The organism is Pontibaca salina (assembly GCF_016307205.1).
GTDB lineage: Bacteria > Pseudomonadota > Alphaproteobacteria > Rhodobacterales > Rhodobacteraceae > Pontibaca > Pontibaca salina.
The window spans coordinates 1-18476 of the sequence record NZ_JAEIJD010000002.1; the positions used below are offsets into that span (position 1 = coordinate 1).

Sequence of the window (18476 nt, forward strand, 5' to 3'; positions counted from 1 at the left end):
TCTGTTCTTCTGTGTATCTTGATCGCTTCATTGTCCGTCCCTTCGTTGGGCCAGACTCTAATTCCAGATGGAGGAAAAATCCCGTGGCAGGTCACGATCACTCGTCGTCGTCGTCCTTGGAAACATCCGCAATTTCTTCAAGCGAGACGTCGTCGTCGTCATCATCTTCAAGCAGATCATCGTCCAGATCGACATCCGTTGTGTCGTCATCGTCCAGAACGGCATCATCGTCCTCTGCGGCGGCCGTCTTGGCCTTAAGCGTGGCCGCATCTTCGGCGTCAGCCGCGATCATGCGGTTTTTGCTAATGTCCAGTTCCACAACCTCGCCTGTGTAGGGGCTGACGATTGGGTTTTTGTTCAGGTCGTAAAACCGTTTGCCGGTGGTCGGGCATACGCGTTTGACGCCCCATTCTTCCTTGGGCATGTGAATCCCCTCAAATAAAGCGTGAGTCATATCGACGATTCTGGTCACGTGCCATATGAGTTTGGCACTGTCAAAGGCTTTGACAGCGATTGGGAGCTAGAATGGGTAGACATTGCCTGCCGGGGCGACCGCCGGTGCCTTTGATTCTGCGTCGCTCCGCACGGGCACGGCAGATCAATCTGCGCATTTCGCAGCTTGACGGTCGCGTGACGCTGACCCTGCCGCACCGGGTCGCCGAGGCCGAAGCACTGGCATTTGCCCGCAGCAAGGAAAGCTGGATCCGGGGGCATCTGGCACAGCGTCTCGACAACGTGATCGTGGCGGCGGGGACCACAATCCCCGTGGAAGGCGTGCCGCGCCGGATTGTCGCAGCGTCCGGGCGCGGTGTCGTTTTGGCCCCCGATCGCATCGCTGTACCTGACGACGCGGTTGGCGCGAGATTGCAGTCATGGCTACGCGCGCTGGCACGTGACCGACTGGCTGCAGCGTCAGATCATTACGCTGCCGCACTGGGGCGACAATACAGCCGGATCACGCTCCGTGACACGCGGTCGCGGTGGGGTTCGTGTTCGGCGCAAGGGGCGTTGATGTATTCGTGGCGGCTGATTTTAGCGCCAGCCAGCATCCTGCGCTATGTTGCGGCGCATGAGGTTGCACATCTAGCCCAGATGAATCACTCACCCGCGTTCTGGGACACAGTCAAGCGTCTGCACGGCCCTTGGGAGGAGCAACGCAAGTGGCTGCGCGATCACGGTCATAGCCTTCACCGGTACCGGTTTCAGACAGATTAATTGCAGGACAGGCACCAGAATGACCCAACGCCCCGTTGATATCGTCACCGCCGCCCATGAAAGGGTTTACCGCGCCTTGCGCACGCGAATTATGCATGGCGAAATCGAGCCGGGACAGGCACTGACATTACGCGGAATTGGCCGCGATTTTGGTGTTTCGATGACACCAGCGCGCGAAGCTGTGCGCCGTCTGGTGGCCGAGGGGGCGCTGTTCCTGTCCAGTTCGGGGCGGGTTTCAACGCCAGAGTTGAACAATGACCGAATTGAGGAATTGGCCGCGTTGCGTGCGCTGCTTGAAGTTGAACTGGCCAGCCGGGCCTTGCCGCGTGCCCATATTGCGCTGATTCACCGTATGATCGCGATTGATGGCACCGTGGCAGACGCCGCAGCCAGCCGCGATGCGGTCGGCTATATCCGCGCCAATCTTGAGTTCCACCGCACACTCTACTTGCGCGCACAGGCACCCGCGATGCTGGCCATGGCCGAAACCGTCTGGCTGCAACTGGGGCCGACTATGCGCGCGCTTTATGGCCGATTGCGACGAACTGATTCGCCGCGTTATCACAAGCTGATCATTGCTGCGCTGAAAGCGGGAGATGAGCCGGGGCTGCGTTTGGCCGTGCGCACGGATGTGACGCAGGGATTGCGTTTTATCACCAGCTGATCATGCGGCGTTATCGCTTCCAAACCGGATTAGCACCGTGGGCTAATAAGCCGCATGAGGTGACCGCGGATTGGGACATGGCCGGGCGCGACCATGCCATCGCCCGGCGACCGAACGTTCCTGCGCGCCTGTACGGATGCGGAGTCTCCATCACGGCGGACTCATTCTGCTGGCTGCCGCTGCGGATCTGGCGAAGGGATCAGGCCGTGAGTCCCTTGCTGCCCATGTCGAGAAATTTCTGCCGCCGCTGTTTTACCAACGTCGCGCCATCTTCGTTTCGAAGCTCTTCCAACATGTCGGCAATAGTTTGACCGACCGCATCGATCGCGGTTTCCGGTCCCCGATGGGCGCCGCCGCGCGGTTCGGGAATGATCTGGTCGATGACACCCAACTTTTTCAGATCCTGCGCGGTGAGGCGCATGGCCTCGGCGGCTTCGCGCATCTTTTCTGCGTCCTTCCACAGGATCGACGCGCAGCCCTCGGGGGTGATCACCGAATAAATCGAATGTTCCAGCATCGCGACCCGGTCGGCACTTGCGAAAGCCACGGCTCCACCCGACCCTCCTTCACCGATGATGATGCTGATCAAGGGCACCTGAATTTGCAGACACGCCTCGGTTGAGCGCGCGATGGCTTCGGACTGGCCGCGTTCCTCGGCCCCTTTGCCGGGATAGGCGCCGGGCGTGTCCACCAAGGTGATGACCGGTAGCTTAAAACGCCCGGCAAGGTTCAACAGGCGAACCGCCTTGCGGTATCCTTCGGGACGGGACATGCCGAAATTGCGCTCGATTCGCGATTTCGTATCGCTGCCCTTTTCGTGGCCGATCACCATGACAGGCTGACCATTAAACCGCGCCAGTCCACCCATAACAGCCAGGTCGTCGGCAAAGTTCCGATCTCCTGCCAGTGGCGTGAAATCCGTGAACAACCGGTCAATATAAGCCCCGCAATGAGGCCGCTCTGGGTGGCGGGCGACTTGGCATTTGCGCCAAGGCGTGAGGTTCTTGTAAAGATTGTCGAGCAGCGTTTTGGCTTTGGCGTCCAGCGCGGCGGCCTCGTCAGCGACGTTCATGCCTTCGTTGCTGCGCGCCAGCATGCGCAGTTCTTCTGCCTTGCCTTCGATCACGGCCAGGGGTTTTTCGAAATCCAGGTATTGTGTCATTATCCGCTCCGCCGATTTGGCGGGGTTATGCCGCCCTAACGCGGCCAATGCAATGTCAACGCGCCAGAATGAACGTCATTGATCCCCAAGCTATCGTTGATCGCCTGTCTGTCACCTTGTTTGGCATGTACCTCAAAGCTCAGACAGCGGATCAGGCGATCGGAAAAGACGGGGTGCCCCTAATTCCGCGAGGCTCGGCTAACAACAAGAGGCAAGCGGTTCGACCTTTGCCTCAGCCCAACATAAGTGACGTGCTGGGCAATAGCTGCAGTCTCGCACAGTCGCAGCCCCTTCCAAAAGGCAAGGGCAGATCATAGCTTGGGTGCGTATATGGGTTATTCGTCGATCATCTCTGATTGCCGCACGATTACCTCAGCCTGTTTGATCGAAGCGATATCCACCAGCCGACCCTTGTAGACGGTCGCGCCTTGGCCCTTGGCCGTGGCTTCTTCCATAGCAGCAAGGATCTCGCGCGCTTCGGCGACGGCCTCGGCCGAGGGGGTGAAGACCTCATTCGCAAGGGCGATTTGCTTGGGGTGGATCGCCCATTTTCCAACCATACCCAATGTCGCCGAGCGCAGCGCCTGCGCTCGGAATCCTTCGTCATCGCTGAAATCGCCAAAAGGCCCATCGACTGGCAGAACCCCATGGGTGCGACAGGCGGCGACGATGGCAGCCTGCGCCCAGTGCCACGGATCGGACCAGTGTTTCTGACCTTCATGCAGCATATAATAGTTTTCTTGGGTACCGCCGATCCCAGTTGTCGCCATGCCCATGGAAGCGGCAAAATCGGCGGCACCAAGGCTCATCGCCTGCAGGCGGGGCGAAGCGGCGGCGATTTCCTCGACATGGGCGATGCCGGCGGCGGATTCGATGATGACCTCGAAGCCGATTTTCTTGTCGCGGCCCGTGGCAGTCTCGATCGCGGTGACCAGCGCATCGACGGCATAGATATCGGCGGCGCAGCCGACCTTGGGAATCATGATCTGGTCCAGCCGCTCGTCAGCTTGCTCGAGCAGATCAACCACATCTCGATACCACCACGGCGTATCCAGCCCGTTGATACGGACCGAAAGCGTCTTGTTGCCCCAATTGACGGCACCGGTTGCCTTGATGATATTCGCCCGCGCCGTGTCCTTGTCAGATGGCGAGACTGAATCTTCGAGATCGAGGTTGATAACGTCCGCCTCGCTAGCCGCCATTTTCTCGAACAGACGCTCATTGGAGCCGGGCCCGAAAAGCTGGCAGCGGTTGGGGCGGGCAGGGGGCGTGGGTTGCGGGCGGAAGCTCATGGTGCAGATACCTCGCGAAGTAAGGATGTTGCGCTTTGTGACATCTAGGGGTTATGAAATTACCCTTGGATTTGCAAGGCTATATAAGCAGGTGGAGCAATCATCCGGTGGCGATGAGGTAAAATGACCCTGCGTGGATCGCGCGGATTTGCTAGGCTGACGTAGAATCACAGGAGCGCGGTGGCATGATCCAGACCCCCTATCTGCTGTTTCTGGGCGATGCGCCGGACCAATTGGCGGCCAAGGTGGCACAGGGCATCGCTGACTGGCGGCCCGAAAGCGCGGTGGGGCAGTTCCGCATGGCCGGGTGCAAGGCGGATGCCGGGCTGAGCGACATGTCATTGGCCGAAGCGCGCGAGGCCGGAGCGCGTACGCTTGTGATCGGCGTCGCCAACCGAGGCGGCACGATCAGTGAGGCTTGGAAAAAGGTTCTGATCGAGGCACTTGGCATGGGCTTTGATTTGGCGTCGGGGCTGCACAGCCTGTTGCGCAAGGAAAACGATTTGGTTCGCGCGGCGACAGATCATGGCAGGACGTTACATGACGTGCGCGTGCCTGCGGTTTCCTACCCCATCGCCAATGGGGTTCGGCGCAGCGGCAAGCGGGTGCTGGCTGTGGGCACAGATTGTTCGATTGGAAAGATGTATACTGCGCTGGCACTGGAGCAAGGGATGCGCAGGCGGGGCATGAAATGCACTTTTCGTGCCAGCGGGCAGACCGGCATACTGATCGCTGGCCGCGGTGTGCCACTGGATGCGGTGGTGGCCGATTTCATGGCCGGCGCAGTGGAGTGGTTGACGCCTGAGAATGACTCTGATCACTGGGACATCATCGAGGGGCAGGGCAGCCTGTTTCATGTTTCGTATTCCGGCGTGACGCTGGCGTTGCTTCATGGCGGGCAGCCCGATGCGTTGATCCTGAGCCACGAGCCGACCCGTACCCATATGCGCGGCCTGCCGGACTATATGCTGCCCAGCCTAGAAACGTTGCGCGATATTGCTCTGCCGTTGGCCCGGGTCGCCAATCCTGTTTGCGAGGTCGTGGGAATCGCGGTGAATACCCGGGCGATGGACGACGACATGGCAAAGGATTACCTTGCCGGCGTAGAGCGGCGCATGGGCTTGCCTGCGATTGATCCTTATCGTCACGGGGCCGACCGGCTGGTGGATGCGCTGGCAAGCTTGTGATCGACTGATGGCGCAAAATGAGAGCGCGGGAGCCTCCGGCGGGGATATTTTCGCAAGAAGAAGGATGAGGTCCGTGAAAATGACGGTTGAGCGCAATGTCTTTCGGCTGGCGCAGGCGTTTACTATTTCGCGCGGATCGCGGCGCCAAGCACAGGTCTTAACCGTGCGATTATGCTATGGCGATCTGTGTGGCTGGGGCGAATGCGTGCCCTATGCGCGCTATGGTGAGACGCTGGAGTCGGTCGCGCTGCAGATCGACGGGTTGCCGGCGCAGTTTGATCGCCAGAGCTTGCGTGACTTGCTGCCTGCCGGGGCGGCGCGCAATGCGGCGGATTGTGCGCTGTGGGATTTGGAAGCCAAGCGCACCGGCCGGCGGGTCTGGGAGCTGGCAGGGCTGGGGGCGCCGGGGCCAGAGATCACGGCCTATACCCTGTCGCTGGACTCGCCCGACGCGATGCGGGCACAGGCGGCCAAACATGCCCACCGCCCGTTGCTGAAGATCAAGCTGGGCACACCCGAGGATATGCCCCGGCTGGAAGCGGTGCGGGAAGGCGCCCCGGAGGCGCGTATCATTGTGGATGCCAATGAGGGATGGAGCGCTGGTGATTACGCGGATCTGGCACCCCATTTGTTGCGACTTGGCGTTGAACTTGTCGAGCAGCCTCTGCCGGCGGGGCAGGACGATGCGCTGGCCCAGATGGCGCGACCGGTGCCGGTTTGCGCTGATGAAAGTTGCCATGACCGGGCAAGTTTGCCGGGGCTGAAAGGCAAATACGACATGGTGAACATCAAGCTCGACAAGGCGGGCGGATTGACCGAGGCATTGGCCCTGCGGGATGCGGCGCGCGCCCAAGGCTTTGGGGTCATGGTCGGGTGCATGGTTGGCAGTTCGCTGGCGATGGCCCCGGCGGTGCTGGTCGCGCAAGGGGCGGTGGTGACCGATCTTGACGGCCCGCTTCTATTGGCGGAAGACCGCGAAAACGCTTTGACATTCGACGAGAACGGCGTGCATCCCCCGGATGCAGCATTGTGGGGATGATAGGATGCACACAGCTTATGTAAACGGGACCTATCTGCCAGAGGCCGAGGCAAAGGTCTCGATTTTCGACCGCGGGTTTCTGATGGCGGATGGCGTTTACGAAGTGACCAGCGTGCTGGACGGCAAGCTGGTAGATTTTGACGGCCATATTGCGCGGCTAGAGCGCTCATTGGCGGCGCTCGACATTGTCAAACCGGTGACAAAGGACGAGCTGTTGCAGATCCACCGCGAACTGGTGGCGCGCAATGGGATCGACGAAGGGCTGGTCTATTTGCAGATCACGCGCGGTGGTGCGCCAGGTGATCGTGATTTTGCCTTTCCCGATCCGGGAACCACCCCGCCGACGCTGGTTCTGTTTACCCAATCCAAACCCGGACTGGCCGACAATCCGGCCGCGCAGACGGGCATCCGGATCATCAGCATCGACGATATCCGCTGGGGACGGCGTGATATCAAGACGGTGCAACTCCTTTATCCCAGCATGGGCAAGATGATGGCGAAAAGTGCCGGGGCGGATGATGCCTGGATGGTCGAAGACGGCTATGTGACCGAAGGGACCAGCAACAACGCCTATATCGTGCAAGGCAACCAAATTATCACCCGCCCGCCCTCCAGCGAGATCCTGAGCGGGATCACCCGCACGGCGGTGCTGCGATTTGCCGAGGAAGCGCAGATGGAAGTGGCGGAGCGCAAGTTCACGCTGGAGGAGGCGAAGGCAGCAGATGAGGCATTTGTCACCTCGGCCACGACCTTTGTCATGCCAGTGGTCCAGATTGATGATGTCGCGCTGGGCGCTGGCACTCCGGGGCCCGTGGCACAGCGGTTGCGCAAGATCTATATTGAGGAAAGCCTCAAGACCGCTATCTGATATGGACCGATTTTTTTGGTGCGGGTCAGCCGCATCGTCTAAAAAACTGGCTCTTCGTTAAATAGGGGCCAGAGGCCACTTGACCCCAGGCGCGTTGTAAAATAAAGACCGGGTTCTGTGAGCGGGCGTTGTGTAGTGGTAAGACCTTAGCCTTCCAAGCTAATGACGCGGGTTCGATTCCCGCCGCCCGCTCCAGAAACCCCGGATCCCATGATCACCGGCTTTTAAAGCCATAATGCAGCGCTTGACCCCGCCGCGCTGCATTGCGATTAAGCATCGCCAAAGACCGCGCTGCGGCGATACTAAAGGATTCCCCGAATGGCACGTTCCCCCCAGCCGCCTGCTGCGCTTCCCGGCAAGACAGAAGAGCGCGAGAAGTCGCGCCAAATCGGCAATCTGGCTGCGTTGTGGCCGTTTTTGCGCCCCTATAACGGATTGATGTTGGCGGCGGTGCTGGCACTGGTATTGGCGGCATGTGTGTCGCTGACATTGCCACTGGCGGTGCGCCGGGTGGTCGATAACTTCCGCACCGATGACGCGGCGTTGCTGAACCAGTATTTTGTGGGCGCGTTGGTCATTGCCGCACTTTTGGCCCTGGGAACAGGGCTGCGCTACGCGTTGGTCACGAAGCTGGGGGAACGGGTCGTGGCCGATATTCGCAAGGCCGTTTTTGACCGCATGGTCGGGATGAGCCCCGAGTTCTTCGAGACGATCATGACCGGCGAAGTGCTGAGCCGGATCACCACCGATACCACATTGATTCAATCGGTTCTGGGCTCGTCGATCTCCATCGCATTGCGCAACGCGCTGCTGTTTTTGGGCGGGTTGGCCCTGATGCTGCTGACCTCGGCCAAATTGACCGGGTTGGTGCTGCTGATCGTGCCGGTGGTCGTGGTGCCGATTCTGTTTCTGGGCCGCCGGTTGCGGGTGCTCAGCCGGGAAAATCAGGACTGGATAGCTGCGTCTTCGGGCAATGCCTCGGAATCGCTGACCGCAGTGCAAACGGTTCAGGCCTTCACCCATGAAGCCGCCAGCCGGGTTCAGTTCGGGAACATGATTGAGACCTCGTACCAGGTCTCGCAGCGTCGTATCCGCACCCGGGCAATCATGACGGTGATCGTGATTTTTCTGGTGTTTTCTGGCATTGTCGGCGTGTTGTGGATGGGCGCGCGCGATGTGCGTGCGGACACCATGTCGGAAGGTGCGCTGATCCAGTTCGTGATCTATGCGGTTCTTGTCGCCGGATCGGTGGCCGCCTTGTCCGAAATCTGGGGCGAATTGCAGCGCGCAGCAGGGGCCACCGAACGGTTGGTCGAGCTTTTGCACGCCAACGACTATGTGCGCGATCCGAAACAGCCGATCGCACTGCCCCGCCCGGTGCGCGGCGAGATCGCCTTTCGCAACGTGTCTTTCCGCTATCCGGCCCGTCCAGAGGTCGCGGCGTTGCAAGATGTGACGCTTAGCATCACGCCCGGGGAAACGGTGGCCTTTGTCGGACCATCGGGCGCGGGGAAGACCACAATCATCCAGTTGATCCAGCGGTTTTATGACGCTGACGAGGGAAAAATCTTGCTGGATGATATCGCCCTGTCCGACATGGCGCGCGAAGATTTCCGCAAAGCGATCGCCCTTGTACCGCAAGACCCGGTCATCTTTGCAGCCAGTGCGCGCGACAATATCCGGTTCGGTCGCCTTGATGCCAGTGATGAAGAGGTCGAACAGGCCGCCCGCGCAGCCGCTGCCCATGACTTCATCATGGATCTGCCACAGGGCTATGATAGCTTTGTCGGAGAACGTGGCGTGATGCTCTCGGGGGGGCAGAGACAGCGAATCGCCATTGCTCGGGCGATCTTGCGCGATGCGCCGGTGCTGCTGCTGGACGAGGCCACCAGCGCGCTGGATGCCGAAAGTGAACGCGCGGTACAAGCGGCCGTGGACAAGCTTAGCGCGGGACGTACGACATTGATCGTGGCGCACCGTCTGGCAACCGTGAAAAAAGCCGATCGCATTGTGGTTCTGGATCAGGGCCGCATCGTTGCCACCGGTCCCCATGACCAGCTGGTTGCCGAGGGCGGTCTCTATGCGCGGTTGGCGCGGTTGCAGTTCACCGACGGGATCGCTGCCGAATAAGACAACTTGGGTGTTCGCGACCCGGCAGCGGCTTGCGAACACAACGTTTTCCGCCCATCCTGACCTCAATGAAGATGCCCCGAAATGGGTATGAGAGGAAGGGGAGCACGCGATGTCATTTGCAAACCGGGCAGATCGCGATGCGATTGAGAATGAAATGCCATGGTCGAGACGTGATGTGCCGGTTACGCTTCACCAAATGCTGTCGCGCACCGCGCGCAACTTTCCCGAGTACAATGCCACCAGTTTCCAGCTTCTGTCCGGGCCCCAGGACAAGGCTGAGACACTGACCTGGCGCGATCTTCTCGCCCGCGTCAATCAGGCTGCCAACCTATTCCGCTCGCTCGGCGTGGGTGAAAAGGATGTGGTGGCTTGCGTGCTGCCCAATTGCAGCGAAGCCGGTATAACCATTCTCGCCGGCGCAGTTGCCGGAATCGTGAATCCGATCAATCCGCTTCTGGACCAAGAACAGATTGCATCGATCCTGCGCGAGACCGGCGCGAAAGTCGTGGTCACCTTGAAAGCTTTCCCCAAGACGGATGTGGCACAAAAGACCGCCGCGGCGATTGCTGGTGCACCCGGGGTCAAGACCGTGCTTGAGGTTGATCTCAACCGCTATCTCACGCCGCCCAAGTCCTGGCTGGTGCCGCTGATCCGCCCCAAGCTGCAAAGGGCGACAGCGTCATACAAGGATTTCAACGCCGAACTCGCCCGTCAGCCGACGGAATTGACCTTCGCAGATGAAGCCCAGGATCGGGTCGCATTTCATTTCCACACCGGCGGTACAACCGGGATGCCCAAGGTGGCACAGCATACCTATGGCGGTGTGATCTATAACGCGTGGATCGGCGGCGAGTTACTGCTGTCAGCCGAGGACAACATCATGTGCCCGCTGCCTTTGTTTCATGTCTTCGCGTGCCATGTGATCTTTATGGCAGCGGTCTATTGCGGGGCGCATGTGGTGTTTCCGACCCCTGCAGGCTATCGCGGCGACGGCGTGTTCGACAATTTCTGGAAGCTTAACGAGCGCTGGAAGATCAGCTTTATCATCACGGTACCGACGGCCATCGCCGCCAGCATGCAGCGCCCGGTTGATGCCGACCTATCGACAGTGAAAAAGGCCTTTTCCGGCTCGGCTCCGCTGCCGCTGGAACTCTTCAAACGCTTTGAAAAGGCCTCGGGTGTCACGATTATCGAGGGCTATGGTCTGACCGAGGCGACTTGCCTTGTCGCCTGTAATCCGGTCGAGGGCGTGAAGAAGATCGGCTCGGTCGGCATTCCGTTCCCCTATACAGATGTGAAAATTATCAAATCGACAGAAACCGGCCCCGTCGAGGCCGATGTGGATCAGATCGGTGAAATCTGCCTGACCAATCCCGGTGTAAATTCCGGCAGCGTCTACACTGAAGCCGAGAAGAACCGCGATCTTTTCCATGACGGCATTTATCTGCGCACGGGAGATCTGGGCCGGATCGACCCTGACGGCTATCTCTGGATTACCGGTCGGGCCAAGGATCTCATCATTCGCGGCGGCCACAATATCGACCCTGCCGAGATCGAAGAGGCGCTTTTACAACATGAGGCGGTGGCCTTTGCTGGCGCGATCGGCCAGCCCGACGCCCATTCCGGCGAATTGCCCTGCGCCTATGTCGAACTGGTCCACGGTGCCGTGGTCACTCCCGGCGACCTGATGGAACATTGCAAGGCCCATGTTCATGAGCGGGCGGCGCAACCGAAACATGTGGAGATCATGGCAGAGCTGCCCAAGACAGCTGTCGGCAAGGTCTTTAAACCCGCGCTGCGCAAACTGGCAATCACCCGCGTCTATAACGACGCTTTGGAGACTGCGGGGCTGGCGGCGCGCGTGGTTTCGGTCATCGACGACAAGAAGCGCGGGCTGGTCGCGCAATTGCGCCGCAATGGATCGGACGAGGGGGCGGTCGCCCAGGCGTTGAGTGACTTCACCCGACCCTGGGATTGGGAAGCCTGAACGCCGTTCGGGCGAGAGGCGCGGAAACTAAAAAGTCGCGTTTCTTTCTGGTTCAAAATACCCCCGCCGGAGGCATCGAAGCTCTCACCCTCAAAGAGATTTTGAGCCTCCGTTGGGGATATTTCGGGCAAGAAGAACCGTTTTCAGTTTCCGGCGCTGGTCATCCGGCGTGTTTCGATCACCTCTTCCAGCCAGCCCAATTTCATCTCGGGGACCGAAGACAACAGCAGGTCGGTATAGTCGTCGAAGGGCGGCGACAGGACGGTAGATTTGGCACCGTAGCGTTGTACGCGACCCTGATACATCACCGCGATGGAATCTGCGATGGCGCGCACCGTGGCGATATCATGGGTAATGAAAAGATAGGCGACGTCCTCTCTTTTCTGGAGATTCAGAAGCAGTTTCAGGATGCCGTCCGCGACCAGTGGGTCAAGCGCGCTGGTCACTTCGTCGCAAATGATGAGCTTGGGTTTGGCCGCCAGCGCCCGAGCGATGCAGACACGTTGTTTCTGACCGCCGGAAAGCTCTGCGGGATAGCGGTCAAGAAACCCATCTCCCATTTCGATCTCGTCGAGAAGTTCTTTGACCCGTTTCTTCTTTTCGGCGCCTTTCAGGCCGAAATAGAACTCGAGCGGGCGACCGATGATCGTGCCGACCGTATGGCGCGGGTTCATCGCCACATCAGCCATCTGATAAATCATTTGCAATTCGCGCAGATCCTCGCGCGTCCGACCGGCGAGCGTCGGCGACAGGGTGCGCCCCGAAAATTCGATCATCCCGTCACGGGGTGGTAAGAGGCCCGTAATCACCCGCGCCAGCGTGGATTTTCCCGACCCGCTTTCGCCAACCACAGCCAGTGTCTGACCAGGATGCACATCCACGCTGACATCGTGTAAAACGTCGAAATTGGTGCCGCGATAGCGCGCGGTGACATTTTGAACGCTGAGCAGCGGCTCATTGGTGGGGGGCTTTTCCTCGTGGCTTATGGAGCGGACCGAGACCAGCGCACGAGTGTATTCCTCTTGTGGCGCGTTGATGATCTGTTCGGTGCTGCCGTATTCTACCTTCTCGCCCATGCGCAGAACCATGATATCATCGGCCACTTGCGCCACCACGGCCAGATCGTGGGTGATATAGATCGCGGCCACGCCGGTATCGGCAATCGCCTCCTTGATTGCTTTCAGCACGTCGATCTGAGTGGTCACGTCCAGTGCTGTGGTGGGTTCGTCGAACACCACCAGATCGGGCTGTGGGCACAGCGCCATCGCGGTCATCGCCCGTTGCAACTGGCCGCCCGACACTTGGTGCGGATAGCGCTCGCCGATGGTTTCAGGATCGGGCAAGCCCAGCTTGTCGAACAGGGAAACAGCGCGCTTTTCAGCCTCGGAGCGGGAGAATTTGCCATGGCGGACCGAGGCTTCGATCACCTGTTCCATGATCTTCTTGGCCGGATTGAACGAAGCCGCCGCAGATTGCGAGACATAGGTTACCTCGGAACCGCGCAGGCGGCGCAGTTCGCGGGGGCTACCAGACAGGATGTCGCGCCCATTAATCCAAACTTCACCGCCAGAAATTTCGACGCCGCCGCGGCCATAGCCCATCGCAGCCAGACCAATGGTTGATTTACCTGCTCCGCTTTCACCGATCAGGCCCAAGACCTTGCCCTTTTCAAGATCTAAGGAAACGCCATGGACGATTTCGATCCATTTCGGCGGCTCGCCCGGCGGATAGGCAGTCGCGCCAATTTTTAGATCACGGACCTTCAGAAACGTGTCCTCGGTCAACCGCGGCCTCCTTTCAGGCTGGTGGTCCGGTTCAGCACCCAGTCGGCCACCAGATTGACCGAAATCGCCAGCGTTGCGATGGCGATGGCTGGGATCAGCGCGGCCGGGATACCGTAAACGATGCCGTCCTTGTTTTCCTTGACGATGCCACCCCAATCCGCCTGCGGCGGTTGTACGCCGAGGCCCAGAAATGACAGTGTCGAGACGAACAGCACTGCGAAGATGAAGCGCAGTCCCATTTCCGCTATCAGCGGCGACAGCGCGTTGGGAAGAATCTCGCGGAAGATCACCCAGATCCGCCCCTCGCCGCGCAATTTGGCGGCTTCGACAAAATCCATCACGTTGATGTCTACCGCCACAGCACGGGCCAGACGATAGACGCGGGTGGAATCCAGCAGCCCCATAACCAGGATCAGGATCGGGATCGTGACCGGCATCACCGAAAGAATCACCAGGGCAAAAATCAGTGTCGGGATCGACATGATCAGGTCGATGAAGCGGCTAAGGAACTGATCCACCCAGCCACCGATCACTGCTGCGATCAGTCCTAACACCGAGCCGGTGAGAAAACTAAGCAATGTGGCGGCTGTGGCGATGAAAATGGTCGTACGCCCACCATAGATCATCCGGCTGAGCAGGTCGCGTCCAATACTGTCAGTGCCCAGCCAGTGTCGTGACGACGATGGCTCCCACACGTCGCCGACAATCTGGGCCATCCCGTATGGGGCAAGCAGCGGCGCAAAAATGGCGGCAAGGAAATAAAGGCCGGTGAACAACAGCCCAAGCATGGCGGCAACGGGGATGTTCTTCATCAGAAATCCTCCGGGAGGAGGGGATGTGCGCTTACAGCCGGAAAGCGGTCCAGCCTGCACGCATTGATTTTAGATAATGATGGGGTCATCTTGGGTGCCTCAGCCGCGGATTGGCAAGGATGGATACGATGTCGGCGATCATGTTCAGCCCGATATAGACGGCCGCAAAGATCAAACCACAGGCTTGGACCACGGGAACATCGCGCTTACTAACGTGATCGACCAGATATTGGCCCATGCCGGGATAGACGAAAACCACCTCAACCACGACCACGCCGACCACCAGATAGGCGAGGTTCAGCATCACCACGTTGACCACGGGCGCAATCGCATTCGGGAAGGCATGTTTGCGGATCACATCGAATGTGGTCAAGCCCTTCAACTCGGCGGTTTCCACATAGGCCGATTGCATGACGTTCAGAATCGCCGCGCGGGTCATGCGCATCATGTGCGCCAGGATCACCAGTGTCAGCACCGCTGCCGGCAGGACGATTGCGTCTAGCTTTTGCCAAAAGCTCATGCTGTCATAGATGGTCGAAACCGAGGGAAACCAGCGCCACTTTACCGCGAAGAAATAGATCAGCACGTAGCCCAGAAAGAACTCGGGCAGGGAGATCGAGGCCAGCGTAAATCCGGAAATCAATTTGTCCGGCCAGCGGTCGCGGTAGCGTACGGCGAGCAGGCCGAGGAAGATCGCCAGCGGAACCGCAACAAGTGCTGCCCAGAATGCCAGAAACAGCGTATTGCCCAGCCGCGCGCCGATTTGCGTGGCAATGTCGCGCTGGTTGGACAGTGAGGAACCTAGATCGCCCTGCAATACGCCGCGGAGCCACTGGAAATAGCGCTGCCAAGCTGGATCGTTTAGCCCCATTTCTTCGCGTAGATTGGCCAGCGATTGTGGTGTTGCGGACTGTCCTAAAATGGCCTGCGCCACATCTCCGGGCAGAATTAGCGTGCCGACGAAGATCAGGATTGAAGTCGCGAAAAGCAACAACACGCCCAGCGCAATGCGCTGGGCGATAAGGATCACGACGGGATGCATTTCAGGCCATCCAGCAGAACACTGCTGCGGAATGGTTCATCATGTCGGCGTTGGGGTGGGGGCGCCAGCCGGCGATGCGCTCAGAACGCGCGTCGAGGAAGTCATTGAACATGGGCATGATCAGCCCGCCTTCGTCGCGTACGATCATACCCATCTGGTTGTAGATTTCGGTGCGCTTTTCATCATTCAGCGTGGCGCGGGCCTCAAGGAGTAGCTTATCAAACTTTTCATTGTCAAAACGGGTGTCGTTCCAGTCTGCGGAGGACAGATAGGCAGTGGAATACATCTGGTCCTGTGTCGGACGTCCGCTCCAGTAAGAGGCGCAGAACGGTTGTTTGTTCCAGACTTCGGACCAATAACCGTCTCCCGGCTCGCGCTTGAGCTCAAGTGGAATTCCAGCTTGGCGCGCGGTCTGCTGATAAAGCTGCGCCGCTTCGACCGCGCCGGGAAAGGCGACGTCCGACACGCGAAGGATAATTGGCCGACCATCGTGGCCGGATTTCTTGTAATGTTCGGCGGCCTTTTCCAGGTCGAATTCGCGCTGGGGCAGGCTGCCGTCAAACAGTGGATAGGTGGCGTTTACAGGGATGTCATTGCCGACCGTGCCATAGCCACGCAGAATCTTGTCGACCATGTCTTCGCGGTCGACCGCGTATTTCAGTGCTAGGCGCAGATCATTATTATCGAATGGGGCCGTGTCCACCATCATCACAAACACGTTCTGGCCGCGTCCTTGCGTGCGCTCAAGCACCATGCCGGGGGCGCGATCCAGCAGATCGGCCAGCTTGGGCCCAATTAGGTTGGCCATATCGACCTGCCCCGATTGCAGCGCGGAAATACGGGCGGTCGGGTCATTGATCACCAGCACTTCGGTGCTGTCAAAATGGCCGCGCGAATCGTCCCAGTAATCTTCGAAGCGCTCCATCATATGTCGCACACCGGGTTCGTTGACGACGATACGATAAGGGCCCGACATGATGCCACTGGCCGGGTTTTCAATCCCGCCGCCCGGCTGGATGCGCAGATGGGGGTCGGTCATCAGATAGGGCAGGTCGGCGTTCGGCTCGTGCAGCGTGACCTCGAACAGATCGCCCTCGGCGCGCATGGATTCGATGCCTTTCATCAGGCCCAACGCGCCTGAGGTCGCCTTTTCATCGGAATGGCGCTGCATCGTCTTCAGCACATCTTCTGCGCTTAGCGTGCTGCCGTCATGAAACTGAATCCCGTCGCGGATCTTGAAAGACCAGACCTTGGCATCGGGTGTCGAACTGATTTCTTCGGCGACGCGGGGGGTCAGCCCGCCATCGAAATCCACTTCGGCCAGAGTCTCTCCGATCTGGGCGATCACGTTATAAGGGGCTTGGCTGAGGGTCAGGGCCGGGTCCAACGAGTTCGAGCTTTCGCCACCACCAAGTCCCATTTTCAGGTGGCCGCCCTTCTGGGGGTCTTGGGCATAAGCTGCATTTGCAAGGATTCCGCTGGCGACCGAGGCAGATACCCCCAATGCCGCAGCCCGACCCATGAATTCGCGCCTGCTCATCCTGCCGCCAGTCACGTCAGCCGCATAATGGTCAATCCGCTTTTTCATACCAGTTTCCCCCTTGGTGTTTTTGTTTTCGCGCTTCTAGACGAAGCGTTACGCATTTCACACAACCTGGCAACCTTTTATCCCACCTAGCTTAATTGCGAGGCGTGCCAGCTGCGTCAAACGTCGACACTTAGCGTAACCGGACCATCGTTTACAAGCGACACTGCCATATCAGCGCCGAAACGCCCGGTTTGCACCGGTATACCAAGCCCCGCGAGAGCCTCGGCAAAGCGGTTATACAGGCGCTCGCCTTCGTCTGGAGAGGCGGCAGCGGAAAACCCGGGGCGGTTGCCGCGCGATGTGTCGGCCGCCAAAGTGAACTGGCTGATCACCAGAGCTGCGCCGCCGATATCAAGGATCGATCGGTTCATTTTTCCCTGTTCGTCGCGAAAGATACGCAGCTTGGAAACCTTCGCCGCCAGCTGTTCGGCCTGGGCGTCAGTATCTCCCTTCATCGCGCAGACCAGTAGCAAAAGACCCTCGTCGATACTGCCGATGGTTTCATTGTTCACATCGACACTGGCACGGGTCACACGTTGGATCAGGGCGCGCATCTGGAAGCCTCATTCATTGTTGTTTACTGGTTTATGGCAACGAAATAACCGACGATTCCGGCGGCAATCAGCCCCATAATCACCGCGATTGCGATCTTGATGGCGGACCAGGGCCGCTCGCCCTGAACCCGGCCGGATTCGCCGTTGACCACGAAGCGATAGGTCCGGCCGCGATATTTGTAAGCCGCCAACCAGACCGGCAATAAAACATGTTTGAACGTTACGTCGGTCACGTCGGTCTTGATATCATGGATGCGCTGGCGATCGCCGCCGATGTCGAATCGTACGTCGCGTTCTATGACGCGCGCCATATGGGCGCGCGCCTCGGCGAAGCCGTCGGAAAGGTCGACAGTATAGCCTTCGGCGTGAAATCCGGCCAGGTATTGCGGCTGGTAGGGCTGCAGTGCGCCCAGATCCCAAGGCTGCAGCGCGTCAGTATAGGCTTTCGGCAGGCTTTGCGAGGCCAGCACCAGCACATCGTCGAAAAACCGCGCGACGCGGCCTGATACGCGGTTCCAGCGCACTTTGGCCACGCGTTTTTGCACGCGCTTGCCGTCACGCATGACAGTGCGCGTGGCGTAATAGACCGTGCCGCGTTCGCCGCGATAGCGCGATTGCGTATCCGCATCGAAAGTCCAGTAGGGCACATAGATCCCCTGCATCCGCCGCCCCTTGCGGGCATATTTGCGCAACCCGTTCGGGGCGAACCACAGGCTGCCCAGCCAGTCGGTCATGGCCTTGCGGGCGCTGCGTTCGTCCACGGAAAACGGCAGAACTCCACGCGGTTTAATCTGCCTTTGCGCGCCGGTGTCTGTGACGATGGGGGTGGCGCAGAACGGGCATTCGGTGGCGTGGCTGTCGGGTGCGAATTCGATCTGCGCCCCGCAATTGGGGCAAGACAGCGCGCGGATTTCCTCAAATTCCTGTGCGGGCAGGTGATGGGCTAGGGCGGCTTCGAAATCCTGTTCTTTCAGCGCAGTGCCCAGCCATGGAGACGACGCGACAGGTTCTTCATGGCCGCAATGGTCACAGTGCAGCACATCACGGGCCGGGTCGAACCGGTAATCGGCCCCGCAGTTTTCGCAGGGAAAGCGGTGCTCGATCGGCGCGGGTGGCAGCGCTGGGCTGGCGTCGGACATTGATTTCATG

16 protein-coding genes and 1 tRNA gene are annotated in these 18476 nt (G+C 59.5%); 8 read left to right on the top strand and 9 right to left on the bottom strand.

Features of this window, described 5'->3' with window-relative positions; translation table 11 throughout:
* Window positions 1-97 precede the first annotated feature (97 nt).
* Entirely contained in the window at window positions 98-424 is a 327-nt protein-coding gene (locus JAO82_RS02700; protein ID WP_198684817.1) for a TIGR02300 family protein, read from the bottom strand.
* A gap of 101 nt (window positions 425-525) precedes the next feature.
* On the opposite strand from JAO82_RS02700, the gene JAO82_RS02705 reads away from it, so the two are divergent.
* Both JAO82_RS02705 and JAO82_RS02710 read left to right on the top strand, forming a co-directional pair.
* Window positions 526-1215: a M48 family metallopeptidase gene (locus tag JAO82_RS02705; RefSeq protein WP_198684818.1), complete on the top strand. Its 690-nt coding sequence runs from the start codon at window positions 526-528 to the stop codon at window positions 1213-1215.
* A 19-nt stretch (window positions 1216-1234) separates the two neighbouring features.
* Entirely contained in the window at window positions 1235-1879 is a 645-nt protein-coding gene (locus tag JAO82_RS02710) for a GntR family transcriptional regulator (protein ID WP_198684819.1), read from the top strand.
* A gap of 199 nt (window positions 1880-2078) precedes the next feature.
* Here the strand turns inward: JAO82_RS02710 and JAO82_RS02715 are convergent, their stop codons facing one another.
* Both JAO82_RS02715 and JAO82_RS02720 read right to left on the bottom strand, forming a co-directional pair.
* Entirely contained in the window at window positions 2079-3041 is a 963-nt protein-coding gene (locus tag JAO82_RS02715; RefSeq protein WP_198684820.1) for an acetyl-CoA carboxylase carboxyltransferase subunit alpha, read from the bottom strand.
* A gap of 335 nt (window positions 3042-3376) precedes the next feature.
* A complete protein-coding gene (locus JAO82_RS02720) occupies window positions 3377-4333 on the bottom strand; it encodes an L-malyl-CoA/beta-methylmalyl-CoA lyase (protein ID WP_198684821.1) in 957 nt (318 codons plus the stop codon).
* Window positions 4334-4518: 185 nt separating this feature from the next.
* On the opposite strand from JAO82_RS02720, the gene dgcN reads away from it, so the two are divergent.
* The 6 genes from dgcN to JAO82_RS02750 all read left to right on the top strand — a co-directional run bounded on the left by dgcN (window position 4519) and on the right by JAO82_RS02750 (window position 11547).
* Window positions 4519-5520, top strand: coding sequence for an N-acetyltransferase DgcN (gene dgcN, locus JAO82_RS02725; RefSeq protein ID WP_198684822.1), 1002 nt, complete (start codon window positions 4519-4521; stop codon window positions 5518-5520).
* Between the two features lie 79 nt (window positions 5521-5599).
* A complete protein-coding gene (dgcA, locus tag JAO82_RS02730; protein WP_408635497.1) occupies window positions 5600-6559 on the top strand; it encodes an N-acetyl-D-Glu racemase DgcA in 960 nt (319 codons plus the stop codon).
* Between the two features lie 4 nt (window positions 6560-6563).
* The gene (locus tag JAO82_RS02735; RefSeq protein WP_198684824.1) at window positions 6564-7427 is read left to right on the top strand and encodes a D-amino-acid transaminase; all 864 of its coding nucleotides are present in this window, start codon (window positions 6564-6566) and stop codon (window positions 7425-7427) included.
* A gap of 121 nt (window positions 7428-7548) precedes the next feature.
* A tRNA-Gly gene (locus JAO82_RS02740) sits at window positions 7549-7622 on the top strand.
* A 123-nt stretch (window positions 7623-7745) separates the two neighbouring features.
* Window positions 7746-9557: an ABC transporter transmembrane domain-containing protein gene (locus JAO82_RS02745; RefSeq protein WP_198684825.1), complete on the top strand. Its 1812-nt coding sequence runs from the start codon at window positions 7746-7748 to the stop codon at window positions 9555-9557.
* 112 nt (window positions 9558-9669) lie between these two features.
* Window positions 9670-11547, top strand: coding sequence for an acyl-CoA synthetase (locus JAO82_RS02750; protein WP_198684826.1), 1878 nt, complete (start codon window positions 9670-9672; stop codon window positions 11545-11547).
* A 143-nt stretch (window positions 11548-11690) separates the two neighbouring features.
* Here the strand turns inward: JAO82_RS02750 and JAO82_RS02755 are convergent, their stop codons facing one another.
* The 6 genes from JAO82_RS02755 to JAO82_RS02780 form a co-directional block, all read right to left on the bottom strand.
* Window positions 11691-13331 (bottom strand): ABC transporter ATP-binding protein, encoded by a 1641-nt coding sequence (locus tag JAO82_RS02755; RefSeq protein ID WP_198684827.1) that lies wholly within the window; start codon window positions 13329-13331, stop codon window positions 11691-11693.
* Window positions 13328-14143 carry an ABC transporter permease gene (locus tag JAO82_RS02760; protein WP_198684828.1) on the bottom strand — a complete coding sequence of 272 codons (816 nt, stop codon included), beginning with the start codon at window positions 14141-14143 and terminating at the stop codon, window positions 13328-13330. Before JAO82_RS02760 ends, JAO82_RS02755 begins: the two co-directional genes overlap by 4 nt.
* 85 nt (window positions 14144-14228) lie before the next feature.
* Entirely contained in the window at window positions 14229-15185 is a 957-nt protein-coding gene (locus tag JAO82_RS02765) for an ABC transporter permease (RefSeq protein WP_198684829.1), read from the bottom strand.
* Window position 15186: 1 nt separating this feature from the next.
* On the bottom strand, window positions 15187-16773 hold the full coding sequence (locus JAO82_RS02770) for an ABC transporter substrate-binding protein (protein WP_198684830.1): 1587 nt from the start codon (window positions 16771-16773) through the stop codon (window positions 15187-15189).
* 116 nt (window positions 16774-16889) lie between these two features.
* Window positions 16890-17327: a D-aminoacyl-tRNA deacylase gene (gene dtd / locus JAO82_RS02775; RefSeq protein ID WP_198684831.1), complete on the bottom strand. Its 438-nt coding sequence runs from the start codon at window positions 17325-17327 to the stop codon at window positions 16890-16892.
* 23 nt (window positions 17328-17350) lie between these two features.
* Complete coding sequence (locus JAO82_RS02780) at window positions 17351-18466, bottom strand: zinc ribbon domain-containing protein (protein WP_198684832.1); 1116 nt, start codon at window positions 18464-18466, stop codon at window positions 17351-17353.
* Between the last annotated feature and the right edge of the window lie 10 nt (window positions 18467-18476).